Source organism: Streptomyces sp. NPDC026515 (assembly GCF_055567595.1).
Window position 1 is genome coordinate 71,412 of sequence record NZ_JBVHQD010000014.1, and the last position, 22,703, is coordinate 94,114.

The 22,703-nt window shown below is 70.5% G+C and carries 19 protein-coding genes; 17 read left to right on the forward strand and 2 right to left on the reverse strand.

Annotated elements, in window-relative coordinates; genetic code table 11:
* Positions 1-107: 107 nt before the first annotated feature.
* Complete coding sequence (locus tag ACZ4O3_RS27735) at positions 108-1,442, reverse strand: MFS transporter (RefSeq protein ID WP_467724793.1); 1,335 nt, start codon at positions 1,440-1,442, stop codon at positions 108-110.
* Positions 1,443-1,526: 84 nt separating this feature from the next.
* Here ACZ4O3_RS27735 and ACZ4O3_RS27740 point away from each other — a divergent pair, with 84 nt between their 5' ends.
* The 10 genes from ACZ4O3_RS27740 (at position 1,527) to ACZ4O3_RS27785 (ending at position 12,026) form a co-directional block, all read left to right on the forward strand.
* The gene (locus tag ACZ4O3_RS27740; RefSeq protein ID WP_467724795.1) at positions 1,527-2,498 is read left to right on the forward strand and encodes a LysR family transcriptional regulator; all 972 of its coding nucleotides are present in this window, start codon (positions 1,527-1,529) and stop codon (positions 2,496-2,498) included.
* A gap of 201 nt (positions 2,499-2,699) precedes the next feature.
* The gene (locus ACZ4O3_RS27745) at positions 2,700-3,620 is read left to right on the forward strand and encodes a hypothetical protein (protein ID WP_467724796.1); all 921 of its coding nucleotides are present in this window, start codon (positions 2,700-2,702) and stop codon (positions 3,618-3,620) included.
* A complete protein-coding gene (locus ACZ4O3_RS27750) occupies positions 3,620-5,869 on the forward strand; it encodes a bifunctional polysaccharide deacetylase/glycosyltransferase family 2 protein (protein ID WP_467724797.1) in 2,250 nt (749 codons plus the stop codon). The genes ACZ4O3_RS27745 and ACZ4O3_RS27750 overlap by 1 nt, the downstream gene beginning before the upstream one ends.
* The gene (locus tag ACZ4O3_RS27755; RefSeq protein WP_467724799.1) at positions 5,866-7,056 is read left to right on the forward strand and encodes an acyltransferase family protein; all 1,191 of its coding nucleotides are present in this window, start codon (positions 5,866-5,868) and stop codon (positions 7,054-7,056) included. Before ACZ4O3_RS27750 ends, ACZ4O3_RS27755 begins: the two co-directional genes overlap by 4 nt.
* A 351-nt stretch (positions 7,057-7,407) precedes the next feature.
* Entirely contained in the window at positions 7,408-8,070 is a 663-nt protein-coding gene (locus tag ACZ4O3_RS27760; protein ID WP_467724801.1) for a hypothetical protein, read from the forward strand.
* Positions 8,058-9,098 (forward strand): hypothetical protein, encoded by a 1,041-nt coding sequence (locus ACZ4O3_RS27765; protein ID WP_467724802.1) that lies wholly within the window; start codon positions 8,058-8,060, stop codon positions 9,096-9,098. Before ACZ4O3_RS27760 ends, ACZ4O3_RS27765 begins: the two co-directional genes overlap by 13 nt.
* Before the next feature lie 15 nt (positions 9,099-9,113).
* The gene (locus ACZ4O3_RS27770; RefSeq protein ID WP_362718091.1) at positions 9,114-9,746 is read left to right on the forward strand and encodes a hypothetical protein; all 633 of its coding nucleotides are present in this window, start codon (positions 9,114-9,116) and stop codon (positions 9,744-9,746) included.
* On the forward strand, positions 9,743-10,045 hold the full coding sequence (locus ACZ4O3_RS27775; RefSeq protein ID WP_362718097.1) for a hypothetical protein: 303 nt from the start codon (positions 9,743-9,745) through the stop codon (positions 10,043-10,045). The genes ACZ4O3_RS27770 and ACZ4O3_RS27775 overlap by 4 nt, the downstream gene beginning before the upstream one ends.
* Positions 10,042-11,433, forward strand: a complete 1,392-nt coding sequence (locus ACZ4O3_RS27780; RefSeq protein ID WP_467724804.1) for a hypothetical protein — start codon at positions 10,042-10,044, stop codon at positions 11,431-11,433. Before ACZ4O3_RS27775 ends, ACZ4O3_RS27780 begins: the two co-directional genes overlap by 4 nt.
* Before the next feature lie 5 nt (positions 11,434-11,438).
* Positions 11,439-12,026, forward strand: coding sequence for a hypothetical protein (locus tag ACZ4O3_RS27785; protein WP_467724806.1), 588 nt, complete (start codon positions 11,439-11,441; stop codon positions 12,024-12,026).
* Here the strand turns inward: ACZ4O3_RS27785 and ACZ4O3_RS27790 are convergent.
* Entirely contained in the window at positions 12,009-12,482 is a 474-nt protein-coding gene (locus tag ACZ4O3_RS27790; RefSeq protein ID WP_362718106.1) for a hypothetical protein, read from the reverse strand. The genes ACZ4O3_RS27785 and ACZ4O3_RS27790 overlap by 18 nt on opposite strands.
* 310 nt (positions 12,483-12,792) lie before the next feature.
* On the opposite strand from ACZ4O3_RS27790, the gene ACZ4O3_RS27795 reads away from it, so the two are divergent.
* The 7 genes from ACZ4O3_RS27795 (at position 12,793) to ACZ4O3_RS27825 (ending at position 22,495) form a co-directional block, all read left to right on the forward strand.
* The gene (locus tag ACZ4O3_RS27795; protein WP_362718109.1) at positions 12,793-14,160 is read left to right on the forward strand and encodes a nitrate/nitrite transporter; all 1,368 of its coding nucleotides are present in this window, start codon (positions 12,793-12,795) and stop codon (positions 14,158-14,160) included.
* A gap of 88 nt (positions 14,161-14,248) precedes the next feature.
* On the forward strand, positions 14,249-15,409 hold the full coding sequence (locus ACZ4O3_RS27800; protein WP_362718112.1) for a uroporphyrinogen-III synthase: 1,161 nt from the start codon (positions 14,249-14,251) through the stop codon (positions 15,407-15,409).
* A 467-nt stretch (positions 15,410-15,876) separates the two neighbouring features.
* Complete coding sequence (locus tag ACZ4O3_RS27805; protein ID WP_467724808.1) at positions 15,877-16,476, forward strand: CGNR zinc finger domain-containing protein; 600 nt, start codon at positions 15,877-15,879, stop codon at positions 16,474-16,476.
* A gap of 547 nt (positions 16,477-17,023) precedes the next feature.
* Entirely contained in the window at positions 17,024-17,545 is a 522-nt protein-coding gene (locus tag ACZ4O3_RS27810; protein ID WP_010039908.1) for a sigma-70 family RNA polymerase sigma factor, read from the forward strand.
* Positions 17,546-17,604: 59 nt separating this feature from the next.
* Entirely contained in the window at positions 17,605-18,366 is a 762-nt protein-coding gene (locus ACZ4O3_RS27815; RefSeq protein WP_362728018.1) for an anti-sigma factor family protein, read from the forward strand.
* Positions 18,367-18,426: 60 nt separating this feature from the next.
* On the forward strand, positions 18,427-20,766 hold the full coding sequence (locus tag ACZ4O3_RS27820) for a HelD family protein (protein ID WP_467724810.1): 2,340 nt from the start codon (positions 18,427-18,429) through the stop codon (positions 20,764-20,766).
* 325 nt (positions 20,767-21,091) lie between these two features.
* Positions 21,092-22,495: an NAD-dependent malic enzyme gene (locus tag ACZ4O3_RS27825; RefSeq protein WP_362721803.1), complete on the forward strand. Its 1,404-nt coding sequence runs from the start codon at positions 21,092-21,094 to the stop codon at positions 22,493-22,495.
* Positions 22,496-22,703: the final 208 nt, after the last annotated feature.

Genomic DNA, 22,703 nt, shown 5'->3' on the forward strand with positions numbered 1-22,703 from the left:
TACCTCCGGGGGAGTCGGATGGATGGTGCTGATCCCGCGTCGAATCGGTTCGATGCGAGACGTCGAAGCGCTTCGACGATGGAAGGTAGGTGCGGGCCGGGTGGTCGTCAATGGGTGCGGCGGGAATTGAGGGAAGCGGTTCGACTCATCGCGCCGGCCATGCGGCTGGCCGTGTGGACGAGAAGGGCGGTGACGGCCGCCGAGGCCGGGGCGGCGAAGGCGGCCGTCGGAGAGACGTGTTCCGCCGCCCAGCCGCCGGCCGCCGAGCCGGCCGCGACGCCGGTCAGCAGAGCGGTCACCACCAGACTCATCCCCTCGTTGAGACGGCCCTCGGGCGTGCGGTCCTGGACCAGGGTCATCGCGGTCACCATGGTCGGCGCGGTCGCCATGCCGGCCACCAGCAGGGCGGCCGCCAGCGCCCAGAGGCTGCCGGCGGTGCGGGCCGCGAGCAGGGGGAGGAACATCAGGGCAGCCATCGACGACAGGCAGACCGGCAGCCGCCGTCCGGCCGGTCCGGTCGGCCTGAGCGCCCCGTACACCAGCCCCGCCGCGCAGGAGCCGGCCGCCTGGAGGGCGAGGACCGCACCGGCCGCCGAACGGTGGCCCTGGGCGTCGGCGTAGGCGATCGTGACGACCTCCATCGAGCCGAACACCGCGCCGGTGGCGACGAAGCAGGCCAGGAGGGAGGGGATGAACAGGGGTCCCTTCCCGGCGCGGAGGGGCCGGGGCGGTGGTTCGGTGGCCCGCTGGGCGGTGAACAGCAGCATGCCGGACAGCAGCAGGACCGCGCCGGCCAGCGTGCCCGCCTCCGGGAAGAACGTGCCGGTCAGGAAGGCCGCCAGTACCGGCCCGAGCATGAAGCACAGTTCGTCGGCGGCCTGTTCGAAGGAGTTCGCGGTGTGCAGGGCGTCCGGGTCCGACCGCAGCAGGTGGGCCCAGCGGGCGCGGGACATGCCGCCGAGGTTGGGAGTGGTGGCGGTGGCCGCGTAGGCGGCGAACAGGGTCCAGTCCGGGGCGCCGAAGCGGACGCACAGCAGCAGGGCGAGGCTGCCGAGCACCGCGGTGACGGTGGCGGGCAGGGCGATCCGCGCCTGGCCGTACCGGTCGACGAGCCGTGCCACCCACGGCCCGGCCACCCCGGTCGCGGCCAGACCGGTCGCGGTGACGGCGCCGGCGAGGGCGTACGAGCCTCGGGCGCCGGCGATCATCACGACCGCGCTGACGCTGAACATGCCCATGGGCAGCCGGGCCAGCAGATTCCCGGCGGTGAAGGCGCGGGTGCCGGGGAGGGCGAAGAGGCGGCGGTAGGGACCGGGCGGGCGTGAGCGGTTGCGGGTGCCGGTGCGCGGACTGAGGTCGACGGTGACGAGGGTGTCGGCGGTGACGGTGTGGAGGAGGTGCGGGCGGGGCCCCGGGGGAGCCGGTTCGGTCGGATGCGGCATGTCCCTCACCGTCGCGCAGAGCCGATCAAGGGGTCCAACACCTGCTCGGTGCCGATTCACGCACCTGTGTTGTAAGTTCGCGTGATGTCAGCGCCCACCCACATCGATCCCCGGTTGCTGCGGGTCTTCGTCACCGTCGCCGAGGAACTGCACTTCACCCGCGCCGCCACCCGGCTGTACGTCGCCCAGCAGGCCCTGAGCCGTGACGTGCGGCGACTGGAGCGGGAGTTGGGTGCCGAGCTGTTCCTGCGCACCACCCGGCAGGTCGCCCTGACCGCCGACGGCGCCCGGCTGCTGCCCTACGCCCGCCGGGCGCTGGCCGCCCAGGACGCGCTGCTCGCCGCGTTCGGGCAGGCACGGCCGCTGCTGGTGGACCTGAACTCGCCCGGTCTGGAGACCGGTCGCCGGGTGCTGTACCGGGCCCGCGAACTCGCTCCCGACGGCGAACTGATGGCCCGCTACGAGAGCGGGCTGACCGGAGCGGCGGCCGAACTCCTCGCCGGGCGGCTCGACGCGTCCTTCGGGCGGTTCGCGGGACTGGATCCGGCGCTGCGCTCCGGGCTCGAACAACAGCCCGTCAGGTTCGAACGCATGGCCGTAATTCTCCCCTCCGATCACCGGCTCGCGGGCCTGGCGGAGGTGCCGCTGGCCGCGCTGGCGGGCGAGACGGTGTACGCCGGCGCGGGGAACGAGCGCACGCTGGAATGGACTGACCTGGCCTTCTGTCTCTTCGAGGGGCGCGATGTCGCGGTCGCGCCGCCGCTGCCGCTGGCCGTCGGCGAGGAGGAGTTCGAGCGCATCATGGCCAAGAACCGGAATCCGATCCTCGCGGTAGTGGGGTTTCCGGCCATACCTGGAACGGTCGCGCGGCCCCTCGTCGATCCCGTCCCTTTGTCGCCGGTGTCGCTCGTGTGGCGAAAGGGGCTGGTCCATCCAGGAGTGGACGCGCTGCGGCGGGCGGCCGCGGAGATCGCCCGCGCGGAGGGCTGGCTTCAGCGGCCGTCCGACGGATGGATTCCAGCCAGTGATCAAGAGGTGATGGACGACCACAAATGACACATCGGAAACACCGCTTCGCCCCGTGCGCTAGCTTCGTGGCCCCGAGCGCGAAGAGCTAGAAGGGGGCGTTCGGATACGGGTGGGGGCCCGGATCCGATGACGTGTGCTCGGGTTCGTCAGCGCGCCCGGAACAGTCCCATGGGGGGATACGCGCGCGTGAAGAATTGGCGAGAAGAGACCCAACCCGAGTTGCCGCGAGTGGCTCTGGACGCCCGGGACGTGCCGCTGACGGGAGGAGACCCACCGGAGGCGGCACCCCGGCCCGCCGACGGCTCCGGGGCGGCCGGCCTGAGCGAGGCGGCGGGCTTAAGCGGGGCGGCCGGCCTGAGCGAGGCGACCGCGGCGACCGAGGTGCTGCCGGTCGGCGCGCTGCGGGATCCGTGGGGCGTGGTCCCCGCCGACATGGCGCGCGGGGGCCCGGCCGGTGTGCGGGACCCGTTCACCGGCCGGGACCCGTTCACCGGCCGGGGCCCGGACCGGGCGGCGCCCGGCCCGGACGACGTCGGTGTGGTGCGGATGCGTCCGACCGGTGCGGCGGAGGCCTCCGACGTGCCGGTCTTCGTCGACGAGTCGGGACGCCGCAGCCGCCGGTTCCGCAGGATCGGGATGGCCGTCGGCCTCGCCTGCGCGGTCTACGCGGTGGTCATCGTCGTCACCCTGCTGTCGGGCAGTTCCGACGCGCCCTGGCTGCCGGTGCCCGGCCAGCACCACGACCGCCCGGCCGGCACGGTCGACGACTCGCCGCGGCCCGCGCGGTCCGTCCCGGCACCGGGGGACGGCGGGCCGGTGGCCGGCCCCGCCGTGAGCGGTGCCGGTGCCACCCCGTCGGGCCGCGTCTCCTCCCCGTCGCCCGGGGCGGGGAAGAAGGGAGCCGGCCGGCCGAGCGTGTCGGCGTCCGCGCGGCCGACGTCGTCCGCCGGGACGACGGGCTCCCCGCCGAAGCCCGCGTCGTCGTCCGTGGCACCCTCGCCGTCCGCCTCCGTACCCGCGTCGCAGTCCCCGGCCCCGCCCGCGTCGTCGGCGCCGCCCTCGCCCAGCGAGTCGGCCGCCCCGACCGGCGGCCCGGTCGCGCAGGGCGCGGCCCCGCGGACCGGCACCTCTTCCGCCCCTGTCCTGTGATGCCGCCCCGCACCCGCGGCCGTACCGGCAGCCGTACCCGGTCCGGCGCCGGCACCCGGACCCGCTCCGGCGCCCGCTCCCGTCGTCGCGGGGCCGCCTCCGCACCGCCCGCCGACGGGGCCCGGCGCCGCCGCCTGTCCATGCGCCTGACGCTGCCCGTGCTGGTCCTCGTCGCCGTGATGGCGATGCTGATGCTGAGCGGCTACGTGCACAGCGAGATCCTCGCCGACCACCGCGTCCGCCCCGAGGCCGCCTCCGACCGGGTCCCGGAGAAGATCCTGGACGGCGGCCCGGTCATCGACACCCGGGGCGGCCGTACGACGTCCCTGCGCATCCCCGACCACCGCCTGGTCCTCACCTTCGACGACGGCCCCGACCCGACCTGGACCCCGAAGGTCCTGGACGTCCTGAGGAAGTACCACGTGCACGCCGTCTTCTTCGTCACCGGCACCATGACCTCGCGCTGTCCGCGGCTGGTCCGGCGCATGGTGGCCGAGGGCCACGAGGTCGGCGTGCACACCTTCAGCCACCCCGACCTGACATACCAGTCGGACAGGCGCATCGACTGGGAGCTGTCCCAGACCCAGCTGGCGATCACCGGCGCGGCCGGCATCCGGACGTCCCTGTTCCGGCCGCCGTACTCCTCCTTCGCCGACGCGATGGACAACCGTTCCTGGCCGGTGACGCGGTACATCGGCAGCCGCGGCTACATCACGGTCGTCAACAACACGGACAGCGAGGACTGGCGCAAGCCGGGCGTCGGCACCATCGTCCGCAACGCGACCCCGCACGGCGGCAAGGGCGCCATCGTCCTGATGCACGACTCGGGCGGCGACCGCCACCAGACGGTCCAGGCCCTGGACCGCCTCATCCCCCGACTCCAGCGCGGTGGCTACACGTTCGGCAACCTCACCGAGGCCCTGAACGCGCCGAGCGCCCACACCCCGGTCACCGGCCCCGACCTCTGGCAGGGCACGGCCTGGATCTCCCTGGTCCAGGCGGCGGACGGCGTCACCGACGTGCTGGTGGCCGGCCTCGCGGTGGTCGGCGCGGCGGTGCTGGCCCGGTTCGCCCTGATGCTCTGGCTCTCCTTCGCGCACGCCCGCAGGGTCCGCCGCAAGGGCTTCCGGTGGGGCCGGCCGGTGACGGAGCCGGTCTCCGTCCTGGTCCCCGCCTACAACGAGGCCAAGTGCATCGAGAACACGGTCCGTTCACTGACCGCGAGCGAGCACCCGATCGAGATCCTCGTCGTCGACGACGGTTCGACGGACGGCACGGCGGGAATCGTGGAGGACCTGGGCCTGCCCGACGTCCGGGTGATCCGCCAGGTGAACGCGGGCAAGCCCGCCGCCCTCAACCGGGGCCTGGCCAACGCCCGTCACGACATCGTCGTGATGATGGACGGCGACACGGTCTTCGAACCGGCCACGGTACGGGAGCTGGTCCAGCCCTTCGGTGATCCCGCGGTCGGCGCGGTCGCCGGCAACGCCAAGGTCGGCAACCGGGACTCGCTGATCGGCGCCTGGCAGCACATCGAGTACGTGATGGGCTTCAACCTGGACCGCCGGATGTACGACGTGCTGCGCTGCATGCCGACGATCCCCGGCGCGGTCGGCGCGTTCCGCCGGACCGCCCTGGAACGGGTCGGCGGCATGAGCGACGACACCCTCGCGGAGGACACCGACATCACGATGGCCATCCACCGCGACGGCTGGCGCGTGGTGTACGCCGAGCGGGCCCGGGCCTGGACCGAGGCCCCGGAGTCCGTCTCCCAGCTCTGGTCCCAGCGCTACCGCTGGTCCTACGGCACCATGCAGGCGATCTGGAAACACCGCGGGGCGCTCCTCGACCGGGGACCGTCGGGACGTTTCGGCCGGGTCGGCCTCCCCCTCGTGTCCCTCTTCACGGTGGTGGCCCCGCTCCTCGCCCCGCTGATCGACGCGTTCCTCCTCTACGGCATCGTCTTCGGCCCGACGCAGAAGACCATCGGCGCCTGGCTCGGCGTACTGGCCGTGCAGGCGGTCTGCGCCGCCTACGCCTTCCGCCTGGACCGCGAACGCATGACCCACCTGGTCTCGCTCCCCCTGCAGCAGATCCTCTACCGCCAGCTGATGTACGTCGTGCTCCTCCAGTCCTGGATCACGGCCCTCACCGGTGGCCGGCTGCGCTGGCAGAAGCTGCGGCGCACGGGCGTGGTGGAGGCACCGGGCGGCGGCGTCGACCAGGCGAGAGGGAGGCAGTCGGCATGACTCAGGCCGAGACCGCACCCGTCGGAACGCGGACGCCCGGACCCGCCCGGGACCGCTACCTGGACCTGCTCCGCTTTTTCGCCCTGTTCCGCGTGGTGGTCTACCACCTGTTCGGCTGGCCCTGGCTGACCATTCTCTTCCCCTCCATGGGCGTGATGTTCGCGCTGGCGGGCTCGCTGATGGCCCGCAGCCTGAGCCGTCCGGCGGCAAACGTGGTCAAGGGCAGGCTCCGCCGGCTCCTGCCGCCGCTGTGGCTGTTCAGCGTGGTCCTGCTGACGCTGCTGCTCTCGGCCGGCTGGCACCCGCTGCGGGACCCCGACGTCGGCGGCGGCTGGGCCGGCTGGGCCCGGCTGGCCGACTACTTCCTCCCGGTCGGCGCCCCGCCGTACCCCGAACACCTGGGCTCGGCCTCGGGGCTGCTGGACGACACCTGGGGGGAACAGGCAGCGGGACCGCTGTGGTACCTGCGCGCCTACCTCTGGTTCGTGGTCCTGTCCCCGCTCCTCCTGCGGGCGTTCCGCAGGGCCCCGCTGCCGACGGTGCTGGCGCCGCTGGCACTGACGGCGGTGGTGGGCACGGGGCTGGTCACGATCCCCGGCGAGACGGGCGACGCGGTGACGGACTTCGCGGTGTTCGGTGGCTGCTGGATCCTCGGCTTCGCCCACCATGAGGGGGTCCTGGCACGCGTCCCGCGCTACGCGGCGGTCTCGCTGTCCTGCCTGCTGATGGCGGCGGGCCTGTGGTGGGCGTCGGGTCACCCGGGCCCCGAGGGCTGGGACCTGAACGACATTCCCCTGGCGCAGGCCTGCTGGTCGTTCGGGGCCGTGGTGGTGCTGCTCCAGTACTCCCCGTCCTGGCGGGAGCTGCCGGGCCGTCTGCGCCGCTGGGACAGACCGATCACCCTCGCCAACAACCGCGCGGTGACGATCTACCTCTGGCACAACATGCTGATCATGGCGACGTTCCCGCTCCTCGACGCGGCCTACGGCCTGCCGTTCATGCAGTCGGACCGGGCGGCGTCCCTGCTGGACTCGACGTACGGCTTCTGGACGTTCGTGGCGGTCTGGCCCCTGCTGGCGGTGGCGGTCGTGGCCTGCGGATGGGTGGAGGACGTGGCGGCGGGACGGCGGCCGCGGGTGTGGCCGGACGGCGCACGACGCGGACGGTCCCGCCGACGGGCACCGTGACGGTCAGGCCGGCCGTCACGAGGTCCCCCTCGCGTACGCCCCGTCAACAACCCTGTGCACACGTGAAGCTACGGCGCCTGCCCGGTCGAGGCGAGGAGTGCTGTGCGGATCTGTCGTCCCCGCAGGCGGTCCGGGCCGGCAGGCAGGCCTTTGCGGGGGCCAACTCAGGGTCGCGGTGATGTCACGGGACGGCACCAAAGCCGTGAGGGGGGCGTTGAGTTGCCTGACTATCATCCGGCATGCGCGTTTCGTGCGGTCGGGGTGCAGCAAATCGCTCTGGTGCGTTCCGGATGGATCCCGATACCGTATTCGCTGCTTCGCAGACCTCAACCGCCCCACCAGGAGCCCACCGTGACCCGCCGTTCCCGCCTGCTCACGACAGCCGCCGCCGGTGTGGCCGCCGCACTGCTCCTTGCCGGGTGCGGCGGGGGCGACGACGACAACGCCAAGTCGAAGGACAAGATCGCGGGAGCGGACACGGGGGCGTCGGCTTCGGCTTCGCCGAGTGCTTCGGCCTCGGCGGCTGAATCGGGGCGACCGAAGATCACGTTGCCGTCGGACGTGACGGACAACTATGCGGACTGGAAGACGGGCGATGCCACGAAGGACGCGGTTCTTGCAGACACAGCTGCCCGGATCGACGCGACGAACGACGCCATTCTGCGTGGCGACACCGGCGCACCCGGCCTCTCCTTCTACTACCGGGACAAGGCTCTGAGTGATGCCGTTGCGTGGGTGCAGGCGTATCTGGATGCCAACATGTCGTTCACGGGCGCTACCCGTTATTACGCACCCAAGGTGACGATGTCCGGCAAGGCGACCGCATCCGTTGTCTATTGCTCGGACGAGAGCAAGGGATTCAACAAGAACCGTAAGACCGGCAAGGTCGACAGGAGTTCGTCGGACCAGAGCCCTTACGTCCTGTACAACACGCGTCTTGAGAAGAATGACAAAGGTGTGTGGCAGACCAGCAATCTGATTTCCAAGCGGGGGGACAAAACATGCAGCGCGTAAGGAGATGGGGACGGGGTCTCGCGCTCGCCGGGCTGTCCGCCCTGTGCTTCTCGGGCATCCCGGGAACGGCACTGGCCTACGGGCCGGGTGATGGACAGGGGAGTCCTCCCCCGGGGCCCTCTGGGAATTCGGATGGCAAGGGCAACATTTCCGCGACCGCCGGCGCCGTCGTCTACGATCTTTCCAAGAACGGCTCCGGGGCGTCGGTCGGCGCGGTGACATCTACTACGACCTGGACCCCGCCGGCCTGTTACTACGCGCCCAAGTACTCACCTGATGCGCTTGAGGCCTACCTGACACCCATCTGGGGTGCCGACTCGACGGGCTACGAGTGGGATGCGGAGCAGCGCGACCGCTACGTCAACGGGAAGCCCTACAAGGACTTCAACAAGGACAAGGCCGACAAGGGTTATTGGTGGGACTCGTACGTCACGAAGGGCCGCGAGGGAGATCCCGCCGCGCTCGACTGCACGAAGCCGATCTTCTGGGTGGACACAGGTGATGCCCCACCGGCGGACGTACCTCAGGCGATCACCCCGGAGATCCTCGCCCAACTCGCCTACAACGAGATCAGGGTCCCCAGTACGAAGGTGACCCTGGCCCCTGCCGACAAGACGAAGGTCAACCTTCCCACCTGGGCCTGGCTGGACGGTGCCGAGTTCAAGCCGGTCTCCGTCACCGCGTCGGTTCCCGTGCTGGGCATCAGCGCGACGACCACCGCCACCCCGTACTCCCTCAAGATCGACCCCGGTACACCGGACGCGGTGACGTATCCCGCCTCGGGAGTCTGCGAGTTCAGGGGCGGCAGCATCGGTGAGGCCTACGCCAAGGGCAAGGCCGACGAGACGCCACCCTGTGGGGTGAAGTACCTGCGGTCCTCGGGTACGGGTTCGTACCCGCTCAAGGCCACGATCACCTGGAAGATCAGCTGGACGGGTACGGGAACGCCGGGCGGAGACCTGCCCGACGGCGCCTTCGGGGCCACCCAGGATGTCACGGTGCAGGAGATCCAGTCCGTCAACCGATGAGAGACATTGGGTGCCGTGCCTGAACGAACGAACGTCAATGGAGAACAGGCGGTACGCCAGGCACCGGCTTTCGGGCTGGTCACGCCCGCGGACTGGTACCGCGTTCCGCTGCAGCCGCCGGACCGGCGAGCGGCCTCGATCAGTGCCCTGATTCGACGGCAGTTCGCCGGGGTGGACGATCAGCCTGTACTGCGCCGCAAGACGGAAGACCAGCTCAGTGGTGCTGCCGAGGCGGGGGCCGAGCGAGGGGGCCTGGTGCTCTATCTGTCGTTCCTGGAAGCGGCAGGAATCCCTCTCTCTGCGTCACTGCTGGTGTCCTGCCTCGACGAGAAGTTCGACAGTCTCGATGCGGTGGCGGTACTCAGCGGATCCGGTGAGGTCGAACCGGTGATGCTGCCCGCAGCGGGGCGGGCGGCCCGATTGCTGCGTCGTGAGCGCACCAAGGAGTCACGTCGGCTGGGATCTGAGTTCCAGGACACGATCGTGGAGTACTTCGTACCGGTTCCGGGCGGCGACAAGGTGCTGATGTTGGCGTTCAGTACGCCGTTGGAGCCGATCGGGGACGCCATGGTGGAGCTGTTCGATGCGGTCGCGGCAACCTTGCGCTGGCGGCACGGGGATGAGGAGATGACAGGGGTACGGGCGTGAGCGAGAAGCTCAGGGTTTCGACGGACGACCTCCGTACTGCCGGGGCGGGCTTGCGGTCGGTGGCGACGGAATTCGAGGGGCTCGACAGACTCATGGATTTCTACGACCGCCGTACGGTGGGTCACAAAGTCCTGCATGAGCGACTGCAGGACTTCTCCGACGGTTGGGACGACAACCGCAAGAAGATGGTCAAGGAGATCCAGGGACTCGGTCAGCTTGCCCACGAAGCGGGCAAGGCCTACACGGAGTTGGACACGGCGCTGTACAACGCGCTGGTGGGCAAGGGGCAGAACAAGTGAGCCGCCCGGCGGACCACAGATGGGAAGTACTGGGCGAAAGCGGCGATCCCGTGCCGGGCGACGTCCACGAGATGGAAGCACTCTCACGTAGGTTCGAGGCCACGGCGAAGACCATCTCCGAAACCGTCGTGGCTCTCCGTCGTCTAGGAAATCTGGACAGCTGGGACTCCGACGCGGGACGCGCGTTCGCCGACAAGGCGAACGACACTGCGCAAACAGTGAGCAAGGCGCACGACCGCTACGCCGACGCGGGTGCGGCCCTCAAGGAGTACTACACCGATCTGGAGAGCATCCAGGGTGACGCGGACCGACTGCTCACGCAGGCAGAACAGCAGCGTGACGATCTTTCCGCGGCCCGGTCCGAGGCAGACGACCTTCCCAAAGGCGCCGACCAAGGCAGGCAGGACAAGCTCGATAAAAAGGTGAGCGACCTCCAGGACGGACTGGACGACCTCCGGGACAGACTGGCAGCGGTGAAGTCCCGCCATGAGTCCGCGGGGAACAAGGCGGCCCAGCGCATTCACGACACGACTCATGGTGACGGACTCAACGACTCGTGGTTGGACGACCTGCGGGATTCTCTGACCTGGGCCGCCAATGCCGCGGGTGCCATTGCCGCGGTGTGTGGGGTGGTGTCACTGCTCGTTGGCTGGATCCCTGTCATTGGGCAGGCGATCGCCGGTGTCCTCGGGACCGTAGCGCTGGTGATGACCGTGATCTCGCTTGCCTGTCACCTGTTGCTCGCCATCAACGGGGACGGGTCCTGGGCCGATGTGGCCATGGACGTCCTGGGGCTTGCGACCTTCGGCATCGGCCGTGTCTTCTCGGCGGGGTCGAAGCTCGCTGCCACGGTCGGGCGTAGCCGTGTATGGACCGCCGCCACGCAGTACGTCCGTGCTTGGAACCCAACGCTCGGTACGGCGGCGAGACGAGCACTGGTGATCGAGATGGTCGGCCAGCGCGCGGGCGCGGTCCCGGCTGCCGCCCTCCCCGAGGTGTCGTTCGCCGCCGCGTTCAAAGGGCTGAAAGGCTCCTTCGTGGACGACTTGGGTGTCGTCCGGAGCAACTGGCGGGATCTGTTCAAGGTCGGAGACAACGTGGCCGCGGCCCGTAACGCGTACAACTCGGCAGGGATGCGCGGCCTGGCCAGCATGTATGTGGGACCGGGCATGGTGGACGAACTCGGCCGTATGAGGAACGTGTCCTCCTCGGACCTCGACTTCATCGGCGCACCCGATGCCTTCAAGAAAGCCCTGTCCTACAACGCCTGGGCCCTGGGGGCGACCGGCATCGGAGCCACGTCCGACACCAACAGCTTCCTCGGGTTGTGGAGCGATGACCCGCACATTGATGTGACAGGCCCCGATGCCGCGCTGACCGGAAAGTGAGCTCCATGGGGACGGCTGAGAACTGGCGCGAGTGTCGGGTCGTATTGCCTCCGTCGGCGAACTGGCTGGTTCTCGATCTGGCGCGCCGGGACCCGGAAACATGGGCACATGAGGTCTCCGAACAGCACATCGACGGTGCATCCGCCCCGGAGCGGTGTGGCCCTTTCGCTGAGGATCTGCTGTGGTACTGGGGCGCCGCCGTACGCCAACGCGCGGTGTGCGCGGCACTGCTGGCCCCGCCCGCCGGAGAGGTCATGGCCAGCTACACCGTGCGGGAGGTGAAGGCGCCTCCGGAGGCCTTGAGCATGGACGTGCTCAGAGCCGAGATGGCCCGCGCGGAAGGTCCCTTCTTCGGGCAGCCTGTGCTCACCGGAGTCGAACTCCCTCTGGGGCCGGCACTGCGTGTCCATCGCTTCGAACCGACCGGGCCCGATATCGGCGGCAGCGCGATCCTGGAAGGCGTGGCTCATTACGTGCTACCCCGGGACTACCCGACGCTCCTGGAATGCCGGCTCTTGTGGACGACGCTGGGATTGGGTGAGGAACTGGGACGTCTCGCCGACGAATTGGCGCGTTCAGTCCGCCTGCTGTGAATCAGCCCGGTGACGCGACCCGAGGCGGTCTCCCACGACCCCTCGTAGGCCCAGTTTTTCCCACGGAACCATGGCCAGCGGCATCCAACTGAAACCGAGGGCGAACACAGCCACAAGGGTGGTGACACCCTGAGGCAGGAGCCATCCCACTTGAGACGCGATGACCGACACGATCAGGAGATAGACACCGAAGACCAGGAGAGCGAGCACCTTGAGCAGAGCCGAGCCCGGGCCGACCGGCGGGTCCTGGTCACTGCCCCGCACCATCCCGAACAAAATCATCGGGAGTGTCAGTCCGATGACACCACCCGCTCCGATGCCGCCGACCACCAGAGCGGTGTGTCCGTGGTCAGGCACCACGGACGTGAACGGAGACGTGTCCGTCAACCCGTCCATGAACGCGACGCCCGCGAAGGCCCCGAGTGTCATCGTGGCCAGGACGACGACCGCCCCCACCCCGAACAGAATGTTCCCGAGGAGAGAGCGCTGAGGGCGTTGTCCCGCGGAGCCCTGTGTCCTCGACGCGTCGGGCATAAGCTCTCCCATTTCCCTGTGGGGTTCGGTAGAGGATACCGAGTGGCAGCCTCCCGCTGAGAGCGTCGCGCGCCCCCGACCTCTCACCCGACCTCTCACCCGGTCTCCCACCAGGGTGAGAGCAACGTTCCCTTCCGGTCACCCGCAGCCACGGGGCGGAAACGACGCCTCCCTACCTTCGTGGCCTAGTCACTCGTAACAGACCGAGCACGCGGAGCACCGTGGAGGCGTCATGACAGCCCCTGCCCCTACCCCACGCAGTCGCTGGATCCAGGAGTGGGATCCGGAGGACGAGACGTTCTGGAACGCGACCGGCGAGAAGGTGGCCCGCCGGAATCTGGTCTTCTCCGTCCTCTCCGAGCACATCGGGTTCTCGATCTGGACGATGTGGTCCGTGCTGGTGCTGTTCATGGGCCCGGAGTACGGGCTCACGCCCGCCGACAAGTTCCTGCTGACGTCGATGGTCACCCTGGTCGGCGCGGTCGTCCGGGTGCCGTACACCTTCGCCGTCGCCCTCTTCGGCGGCCGGAACTGGACCATCGTCTCCGCGGGTCTCCTCCTCGTCCCCACGGTCGCCGCCTTCGCCGTGATGAAGCCGGGGACGTCCTTCGGCACGTTCCTGCTCGTCGGGCTGCTGGCCGGTATCGGCGGTGGCAACTTCGCGTCGAGCATGACCAACATCAACGCCTTCTTCCCGCTGCGGAAGAAGGGCTGGGCGCTCGGACTCAACGCCGGCGGCGGCAACATCGGCGTGCCCGTCATCCAGCTCGTCGCGCTCGCGATCATCGGGGCCGGCGGCGGGCCGCGGGTGCTGCTCGCGATCTACATTCCGCTCATCCTCGCCGCCGCCGTCCTCGCCGCGCTCTTCATGGACAACCTCGCCACCGTGAGGAACGACACCGGCGCCGCGATCGACGCGGCCAAGGACGCGCACACCTGGATCATGTCCTTCCTCTACGTAGGGACGTTCGGGTCGTTCATCGGGTACGCGTTCGCCTTCGGGCAGGTGCTCCAGGTCCAGTTCGGGCGTACCCCGCTGCAGGCCGCCTACCTCACCTTCATCGGCCCGCTGCTCGGCTCCCTGATCCGGCCCTTCGGCGGCCGGCTCGCCGACACGTACGGCGGGGCGAAGATCACCCTGTGGAACTACGTCGGCATGGCCGCCGCGACCGCGCTCCTCGTCGTCGCCAGCGTCGACAAGTCGCTCCCCTTCTTCGTCACCGTCTTCGTCGTGCTGTTCGCGCTCAGCGGGCTCGGCAACGGGTCGACGTACAAGATGATCCCCGGCATCTTCCAGGCCAAGGCCCTCGCCAAGGGCTTCACCGGGGAGGAGGCGGTGGCCCACGGGCGGCGGCTGTCCGGGGCGTCCATGGGGCTCATCGGGGCCGTCGGCGCGCTCGGCGGCGTCGGGATCAACCTCGCCTTCCGGCAGTCCTTCCTCTCCTACGGCTCCGGCACCGCCGCCTTCGTCGCCTTCCTGGTCTTCTACGGCCTCTGCTTCGCCGTGACCTGGGCCGTATACCTTCACCGGACCGTCCCCGAGGGGCACCCCGCGACCGCCACCGAGGCAAAGGCGCAGCTCAGCTACGCCGAGGTGTGACGTAACACTGGTGACACGGAGCCGAACCGAGCCTGTCACGCGCCGTTGACAGGCTCGTCCGGCATGCGGGCCAGCTAGGAGAGCAGCCATGGACGAGGAACAGCAGCGGCCGGAACCCGGCGCGCCCGGCCCTCTCGCGGGATTCACCGTGGGGGTCACGGCCGCGCGCCGGGCCGACGAGCTCGGGGCGCTGCTCCAGCGGCGGGGCGCCGCCGTGCTGCACGCGCCCGCCCTGCGGATCGTGCCGCTCGCCGACGACGGCGACCTGCTCGCCGCCACGAAGGAGATCATCGACCAGGCCCCGGACGTGGCCGTGGCGACCACCGCCATCGGGTTCCGTGGATGGATCGAGGCCGCCGACGGCTGGGGCTTCGGCGAGCAGCTGCTGGACCGGCTGCGCCGGGTCGAGCTGCTGGCCCGCGGTCCCAAGGTCAAGGGGGCGGTGCGTGCCGCCGGGCTCACCGAGCAGTGGTCGCCGTCCTCCGAGTCCATGGCCGAGGTGCTCGACCGGCTCCTGGAGGAAGGCGTCGAGGGCCGCCGGATCGCCGTACAGCTGCACGGGGAGCCGTTGCCGGGGTTCGTGGAGTCGCTGCGCGCGGCCGGGGCGGAGGTGCTGCCGGTGCCGGTGTACCGGTGGATGCCGCCGGAGGACCTCGGGCCGGTGGACCGGCTCCTGGACGCCGTCGTCTCCCGATCGATCGACGCGATCACCTTCACCAGCGCGCCCGCCGCGGCCTCGCTGCTCTCCCGGGCCGAGACGCGGGGGCTGCGGGGAGAGCTGCTGGCCGCCCTCGGCCACGACGTCGTACCCGCCTGCGTCGGCCCGGTCACCGCGCTCCCGCTCCAGGCTCACGGCGTCGACACCGTCCAGCCGGAACGCTTCCGTCTCGGGCCGCTCGTCCAGCTGCTCTGCCGCGAACTCCCCGGGCGTGCCCGGGCGTTGCCGGTCGCCGGTCACCGGGTGGAGATCCGGGGACACGCGGTCCTCGTCGACGGCGTGCTGAAGCCGGTGCCGCCGGCCGGCATGTCCCTGCTGCGCGCGCTGTCGCGACGGCCGGGCTGGGTGGTGGCCCGCGCCGAACTCCTGCGGGCCCTGCCGGGGGCCGGGCGCGACGAACACGCGGTGGAGACGGCGATGGCCCGCCTCCGTACGGCCCTGGGCACGCCGAAGCTGATCCAGACGGTGGTCAAGCGGGGCTACCGGCTGGCCCTGGACCCGGCGGCGGACGCCAAGTACGCGGACGTGTGAGACGTCGGCCGGGGACTCCGGAAGGTCCAGGAGGGTCCCGGGAGTCCCGGGAGCGGGCCGTTCTCGGGGGAGTGCGTACGGCGGTTCTTCGCCACCGGTGATGAGCGGTGCGGCTGAGCGGCGTACGACGTTCTGGGGACCGCGTCCCGGCAGCCGGCCGTAACCGCGGCTCCCGGGCCGCGGTCCCCATGAACGTGTCCTCTCCGAACCGCCGTCCTCCGTGGGTCCCCCCTGGGGCGGCTCGCCGTGGGTTCGCAGGACGAAGGGTCACGGCCGCGGGCGGCCGGGGCGAGGCCCGCCCGCGTATCCGGGCCCGACGGGGACGGCCCGCGCCGCACGCACCGCCGTCCCCGCCGGGCAGGGGTCGGAAGGGAACCTCGCGGAAACGGGTACGGGGGGTTCCGGCCGCCCGCCGGGCCGGGCACTGTGAGAGGACACGGTTTCCTGTCCTAGGCGGTGGCAGGCACATGGCACTGGGTACGGAGACGGCCCCGTACGAGCTGCGCTTCGACGCCGGGCGGATCTGCCTGGATCTGCTGGCGACCACGCATCCCGGCGAACGGCTCGACGCGCTCGCGCCGTTGCGGGCCTGGATCAGCGGCTCCGGACTCGTCCCGCCGGGCACCCCGCTGGCGCACGCCGACACCGGCTGGCTGGTCGCGTTCCGTGAACTGAGGGAACACGTGGGTCAGTTGGTGCGCGGCAACAGGAACCCAGGGCGGGCCCGGTCGTACGACATCGCGCTCGCCGGCGTCAACGGCCTCGCCCGCGCCGCCGCACCCCCGGCCCCGCGTGCCGTACTCGGCGAGGACGGGTTGCTGGTACGGGAGTTGGCGGGCCCGCCCGAGTGCGCCGCGCTGCTCGCGGCCGTCGCCCGGGACGCGGTGGAACTGCTCACCGACCCCGTCGCGCGGGCGGCCGTGCGCGAGTGCGAGGGCGACAACTGCCCCATCGTCTACCTGGACACCTCCCGCGGACGCAGACGCCGCTGGTGCTCCAGCGAAATCTGCGGCAACCGAGAACGCGTAGCCCGCCACCGCCGCCGAGCAGCCCTCACCCGGGCGTGAGCCCACCGCCCGGCGCGCGGTCCTCACCTGTCCGCGCCGGCCGACCGCCTCCCGGCATGCGGGTTCTCGCCCGCGTGCGGCCGAGTCCGCAGGCCGACCGTCCTCCGGTGCGGGGGTCTTGCCCATGTACGGTGTGCGTCGGCGGCGCGCGGTCCTCGTCCGAGCATCCCGCCGACGGCTCCGAAGGGCGCACCCGGTCGACCCGGGATCTTCAAGCGCCGTCCCTTTCGCGGCATCTGCCGGATCTTCGTCGAAGCTTTCCGGAAGTGATTTCGGCAACATTCTGTTTGCCGGTGGCAACCCCCGGGCAGCGCCAGGGCGTTCGGCGTTGTGTCGGAAATGTAAAGATCAAGCGGTGGGAATGTGTGGTCATGTCCCGCTCGTCATGTCACCCGGCAGAAAAATGTGAGGTCTTGTTGAACACCCCGCAAGCCACTTCCGTACCGGTGGGGGAGCGACCGACTGGGGGAACCCCCGGACACCGGAGGTGGGCGTGCGCAAGGATGCGGCCGTGGCCAATGAACGTGGATCGAGGGCCCGACATCGCATGTCCCAGCCCTCGGAGCCCGATGAGGAGCTGATGCGTGCTCTGTATCGAGAGCATGCCGGACCTCTCCTTGCGTATGTCCTTCGGCTGGTCGCCGGTGATCGGCAACGCGCCGAGGACGTCGTGCAAGAGACACTCATCCGTGCCTGGAAGAACGCCGGCCAGCTCAATCGAGCGACCGGATCGGTACGCCCCTGGCTGGTGACGGTCGCGCGACGCATCGTCATCGACGGTCACCGCAGCCGGCAGGCCCGGCCGCAGGAGGTCGATCCGTCGCCGCTGGAGGTCATCCCCGCGGAGGACGAGATCGACAAGGCGCTGTGGCTGATGACGCTGTCTGACGCGCTCGACGACCTGACCCCGGCCCACCGGGAGGTGCTCGTCGAGACGTACTTCAAGGGGCGTACCGTCAACGAGGCGGCCGAAACGCTGGGTATACCCAGCGGCACCGTGCGCTCACGGGTTTTCTATGCCCTGCGGTCGATGAAGCTGGCACTGGAGGAGCGGGGGGTGACGGCGTGATGAGTGTGTACGGGGGACACGGCGGGTTCGGCACAGGTGGTTCGGGTATGTCTGGTGCTATGCAGGAATCTCCGGTTCCCAATGAGCACGAGACGGTCGGCGCGTATGCGCTGGGGATTCTCGACGACGCCGAGGCGACCGCTTTCGAGGCCCATCTGGCCGGGTGCGAATGGTGCGCCCAGCAGCTCGACGAGCTGGCCGGAATGGAACCCATGCTGGCGGCCCTGGCCGATCTGCCGGGTGCCGGATCGACACCGTCCATCGGCGAGTCGCTGTCCGCCAAACCCAGCCCGCGGATGGTCGAGAAGCTGGTCGTGGAGGTCGCGGACAAGCGCAAGGTCCGTACCCGGCGCAGCCTCTTCGGTCTGGCGGCCTCGATCGTGCTGATCGCGGGCGGCACGGCGGCCGGCGTGGCGCTGAGCGGCTCGGACGGGGACAGCGGCGGAAACCTGGCCGCGGGGCCCGCCCAGGCGGCCTTCCAGACGATGTCCGACAGGAAGACGGCCACGGACCCGACGACCCACGTCACCGCGACCGTCGCCGTCGAGAAGAAGGACTGGGGCACCCACGCGGTCCTCCAGCTCAAGAACGTCACCGGCCCGAAGAAGTGCTCGCTGATCGCCGTCGGCAAGAACGGCGAACGCGAGACGGTGACCTCCTGGTCCGTTCCGACCTGGGGATACGGCATCACGGACGCCAAGTCGCAGAAGGCCAAGGAGCCTCTCTACGTGCACGGCGGTGCCGCCTTCACCCCCACGCAGATCGACCACTTCGAAGTCATGACGTTCGACGGCAAGAAGCTGGTCTCGGTCAGCGCGTAGCTTCAGCGGGCCCCTTTCGCGTACGGTTGACGGCTGCCCAGCACGTCAGAAGGGGGCCCGGTGGCCGCTCAGGCTCAACAATCCGCGGTCGGCCCTCACGGCTCGGAACAGGACTCCGCTCAGGACTCCGTCCGGGACCGTGAGATCAGCGTCGAACAGGAACACCTCGACCGGGTGTACCAGCGCCTCGAGGAGAAGATCCACGAGGCGGAATTCCTCATGAACGACGCGGCCAAGCGCGGCCAGGTGGGCACGCCCGGCGCGCTCGCCGAACGGGATGCCCAGGTGTTCCGCGCCGGTGTCCACCTCAACCGGCTCAACAACGAGTTCGAGGACTTCCTCTTCGGCCGTATCGACCTGCTCCTCGGCAAGGACGGCAAGAAGGGCCCCGACGGCGCCTACACGGCCGTGGAGCCCGCCGAGGGGGCGGTCCGCGCGGACAACACCGCCGACATCGCCGAGACCCTGCACATCGGCCGGATCGGCGTCCTCGACCAGGACTACTCCCCGCTGGTCATCGACTGGCGGGCACCGGCCGCCGCGCCGTTCTACAGGTCCACTCCGGTGGATCCCGGGCGTGTCGTACGACGCCGGGTGATCCGCTCAAAGGGCCGCCGGGTCCTCGGGGTCGAGGACGACCTGATGCGCCCGGAGCTGACCGCCCTCCTGGACGGCGCCGCCCTGCCGGTCATCGGCGACGGCGCCCTGATGGCCGCCCTCGGCCAGGCCCGCACCCACTCCATGCGGGACATCGTCGCCTCCATCCAGGCCGAGCAGGACCTGGTCATCCGCGCCCCCGCCGCCTCCGTCACCTACGTCGAGGGCGGCCCGGGGACCGGCAAGACGGCCGTGGCGCTGCACCGCGCCGCCTACCTGCTCTACCAGGACCGGCGCCGGTACGCGGGCGGCATCCTGATCGTCTCCCCGACCCCGCTGCTGGTCGCGTACACCGAGGGCGTCCTGCCGTCCCTCGGCGAGGAGGGCCAGGTCGCCATCCGCGCCATCGGTTCCCTCGTCGACGGCGCCGAGGCCACCCTGTACGACACGCCGGCCACCGCCCGTGCCAAGGGTTCCTCCCGGATGCTGAGGGTGCTGCGCAAGGCCGCCCGTGGTGCCCTGGAGCCGAACGGCTCACCGACCCGGCTCAGAGTCGTCGCCTTCGGCCGCCGCCTGGAGCTGGAGGCCGAGGAACTCGACCGCGTCCGACACAACGCGCTCAGCGGCACCGCCCCCGTCAACCTGCTGCGGCCCCGGGCCCGCAGGCTCCTCCTGGACGCCCTGTGGGCCCGCTCCGGCGCGGCCGGCCGGCACAGCGACCCGGAACTGGCCGCCGAACTGCGCTCCTCCTTCGACGAGGACATCCTCACGGAGGACTCCTTCATCGAGTTCCTCGACGCGTGGTGGCCCGAGCTGACCCCGCAGGCCGTCCTCACCGCGATGGCCGACGAGCGCCGCCTCGGCCGCTGGGCCCGCCGCATCCTCAACCCCGGCGAGGTCCGCAGGGTCGCCCGCTCGCTGCGCCGGGACGGTCACACCGTGCACGACATCGCCATGCTCGACGAACTCCAGGCCATCCTCGGCGCCCCGGTCCGCCCGCGGAAGAAGCGCGAGCTGGACCCGCTGGACCAGCTCACCGGCCTGGAGGAGCTGATGCCGACACGCGAGGAGTCCCAGCGCGAGCGCGCCGAACGGCTCGCCCAGGAACGCGTCGAGTACGCCCACGTCATCGTCGACGAGGCGCAGGACCTCACCCCCATGCAGTGGCGGATGGTCGGCCGCCGCGGCCGGCACGCCACCTGGACGGTGGTCGGCGACCCGGCCCAGTCCTCCTGGTCCGACCCGGACGAGGCGGCCGAGGCACGGGACGAGGCGCTCGGCTCCCGTCCGCGCCGCCGCTTCGAGCTCACCGTGAACTACCGCAACCCGGCGGAGATCGCCGAGCTCGCGGCCAAGGTGCTGGCCCTGGCCATGCCCGGCGCCAAGTCCCCCTCCGCGGTCCGCTCCACCGGGGTCGAGCCGCGTTTCGTGGCAACGGGCGACGGACACGGCAGCGTCGTCGGCGACTCGCTGGAGAAGACCGTCCGGGCGGCCGCCGAGCACCTTCTCGACCTGGTCGACGGAACCGTCGGCGTGGTCGTCGCCATGGACCGGCGTGCCGAGGCCGCCCGCTGGCTCGCGGGGCTCGGCGACCGGGTGGTGGCGCTCGGCAGCCTGGAGGCCAAGGGCCTGGAGTACGACGCGACGGTCGTCGTGTCGCCCGCGGAGATCGCCGACGAGTCCCCGGCCGGACTGCGCGTGCTGTACGTGGCCCTCACCCGGGCGACCCAGCAGCTGACGGTGGTCTCCGGGGAGCGCGACGAGCCGGACGCGGCCGGGGTTCCGGACCTGCTCAGGGAGTGAGCGAGGGGCCGTTCGGCTGGAGGTTTTCTGTGAAGTCCGCCGACGGGAATGGCCGTAGGGGATCTGTTTGTTAGCCTTGTCGTGACACCGGCCCGATCCAAGCCCCCGGGCCCAACCTTCGTCGCTACGAGCGACCACTTGCCGCGAGGCGAGCATGGCGGGTCGGTGTCATGAACGTCGAAGAGGCCCGCATCACCTTGTGATGCGGGCCTCTTCCGCGTGCGAACACTACGCACGAAACCAGGCCCCGCTAACGCCTACCCGGCGGTAGGTGCGACGATCGGACGGCACAACTCGCTACACGGTGAAACGAAGGAAGTCGGCCATGGCAACGGCGCCCAGCGTCTCCTACTCGATGACCATCCGGCTGGAGGTGCCCGCGAGCGGAACCGCCGTCTCGCAGCTCACCACCGCCGTGGAGTCCTCCGGAGGCTCGGTGACCGGCCTCGACGTCACCGCGTCGGGCCACGAGAAGCTCCGTATCGACGTCACCATCGCGGCCAGCTCGACCGCCCACGCCGACCAGATCGTCCAGCAGCTGCGCGGCATCGAGGGCGTCATCCTCGGCAAGGTCTCCGACCGTACGTTCCTGATGCACCTCGGCGGCAAGATCGAGATGCAGTCCAAGCACCCCATCCGCAACCGTGACGACCTCTCCATGATCTACACCCCGGGCGTGGCCCGCGTGTGCATGGCGATCGCGGAGAACCCCGAGGACGCGCGCCGCCTCACCATCAAGCGCAACTCCGTTGCGGTCGTGACGGACGGCTCCGCGGTCCTGGGCCTCGGCAACATCGGCCCGAAGGCCGCGCTGCCCGTCATGGAGGGCAAGGCGGCCCTCTTCAAGCGGTTCGCGGGCATCGACGCCTGGCCGCTGTGCCTCGACACCCAGGACACCGACGCGATCGTCGAGATCGTCAAGGCGATCGCCCCCGGGTTCGCCGGCATCAACCTGGAGGACATCTCCGCCCCGCGCTGCTTCGAGATCGAGGCCCGCCTGCGCGAGGCCCTCGACATCCCCGTCTTCCACGACGACCAGCACGGCACCGCGATCGTCGTCCTCGCCGCCCTCACCAACGCGCTGCGCTGCACGGGCAAGGCGATCGAGAACATCCGGGTCGTCATGTCCGGCGCCGGCGCGGCCGGTACGGCCATCCTCAAGCTGCTGATCGCGGCCGGCGTGAAGAACGCCGTCGTCGCCGACATCCGCGGCGTCGTGCACTCCGCCCGCGAGGACCTGGTGGCGGCCCCGGCCGACTCGCCGCTGCGCTGGATCGCCGACAACACCAACCCCGAGGAACTCACCGGCACGCTGAAGGAGGCCGTGCGGGGCGCCGACGTCTTCATCGGCGTCTCGGCCCCGAACGTCCTCGACGGCGACGACGTGGCCGCCATGGCCGACGACGCGATCGTGTTCGCGCTCGCGAATCCGGACCCCGAGGTGGACCCGGCGATCGCCCGCCAGACGGCCGCCGTGGTGGCCACCGGCCGCTCGGACTTCCCGAACCAGATCAACAACGTGCTGGTCTTCCCGGGCGTCTTCCGCGGCCTCCTGGACGCCCAGTCCCGGACCGTGAACACGGACATGATGCTCGCGGCCGCGAAGGCCCTCGCCGACGTGGTCACCCAGGACGAGCTGAACCCGAACTACATCATTCCGAGCGTCTTCAACGAGAAGGTCGCCGGCGCGGTGGCGGGCGCGGTGCGAGAGGCCGCGAAGGGCGCCTGAGGCGCCCCCGGAGGGGCGCGGGAACCGCGCGCTCGGCCCCCACGCCCCCCGCGGGTGAAACGCGACGCGCCCGGCCCCGTCGGGGTCCGAGGACGGCGGCTCCCAGTAAACGTCTGTGAAACTTGCCACGCCGTCCAATCGGCGCGTCGTGAAACCCCCCCTTCGGCCCCCCCGTAGGGTATGGGCGGCAACGGATTGGCGTTCCCGC

Excerpts from the sequence above, each read along its gene's own strand:
- ACZ4O3_RS27810 (WP_010039908.1), top strand. The coding sequence starts at position 17,024 with ATGTCCCAGCCCTCGGAGCCCGATGAGGAGCTGATGCGTGCTCTGTAT.
- ACZ4O3_RS27825 (WP_362721803.1), top strand. The coding sequence starts at position 21,092 with ATGGCAACGGCGCCCAGCGTCTCCTACTCGATGACCATCCGGCTGGAG.
- ACZ4O3_RS27740 (WP_467724795.1), top strand. The coding sequence starts at position 1,527 with ATGTCAGCGCCCACCCACATCGATCCCCGGTTGCTGCGGGTCTTCGTC.
- ACZ4O3_RS27735 (WP_467724793.1), bottom strand. The coding sequence starts at position 1,442 with ATGCCGCATCCGACCGAACCGGCTCCCCCGGGGCCCCGCCCGCACCTC.
- ACZ4O3_RS27805 (WP_467724808.1), top strand. The coding sequence starts at position 15,877 with ATGGCACTGGGTACGGAGACGGCCCCGTACGAGCTGCGCTTCGACGCC.
- ACZ4O3_RS27800 (WP_362718112.1), top strand. The coding sequence starts at position 14,249 with ATGGACGAGGAACAGCAGCGGCCGGAACCCGGCGCGCCCGGCCCTCTC.
- ACZ4O3_RS27795 (WP_362718109.1), top strand. The coding sequence starts at position 12,793 with ATGACAGCCCCTGCCCCTACCCCACGCAGTCGCTGGATCCAGGAGTGG.
- ACZ4O3_RS27765 (WP_467724802.1), top strand. The coding sequence starts at position 8,058 with ATGCAGCGCGTAAGGAGATGGGGACGGGGTCTCGCGCTCGCCGGGCTG.
- ACZ4O3_RS27755 (WP_467724799.1), top strand. The coding sequence starts at position 5,866 with ATGACTCAGGCCGAGACCGCACCCGTCGGAACGCGGACGCCCGGACCC.
- ACZ4O3_RS27785 (WP_467724806.1), top strand. The coding sequence starts at position 11,439 with ATGGGGACGGCTGAGAACTGGCGCGAGTGTCGGGTCGTATTGCCTCCG.
- ACZ4O3_RS27815 (WP_362728018.1), top strand. The coding sequence starts at position 17,605 with ATGCAGGAATCTCCGGTTCCCAATGAGCACGAGACGGTCGGCGCGTAT.
- ACZ4O3_RS27750 (WP_467724797.1), top strand. The coding sequence starts at position 3,620 with ATGCCGCCCCGCACCCGCGGCCGTACCGGCAGCCGTACCCGGTCCGGC.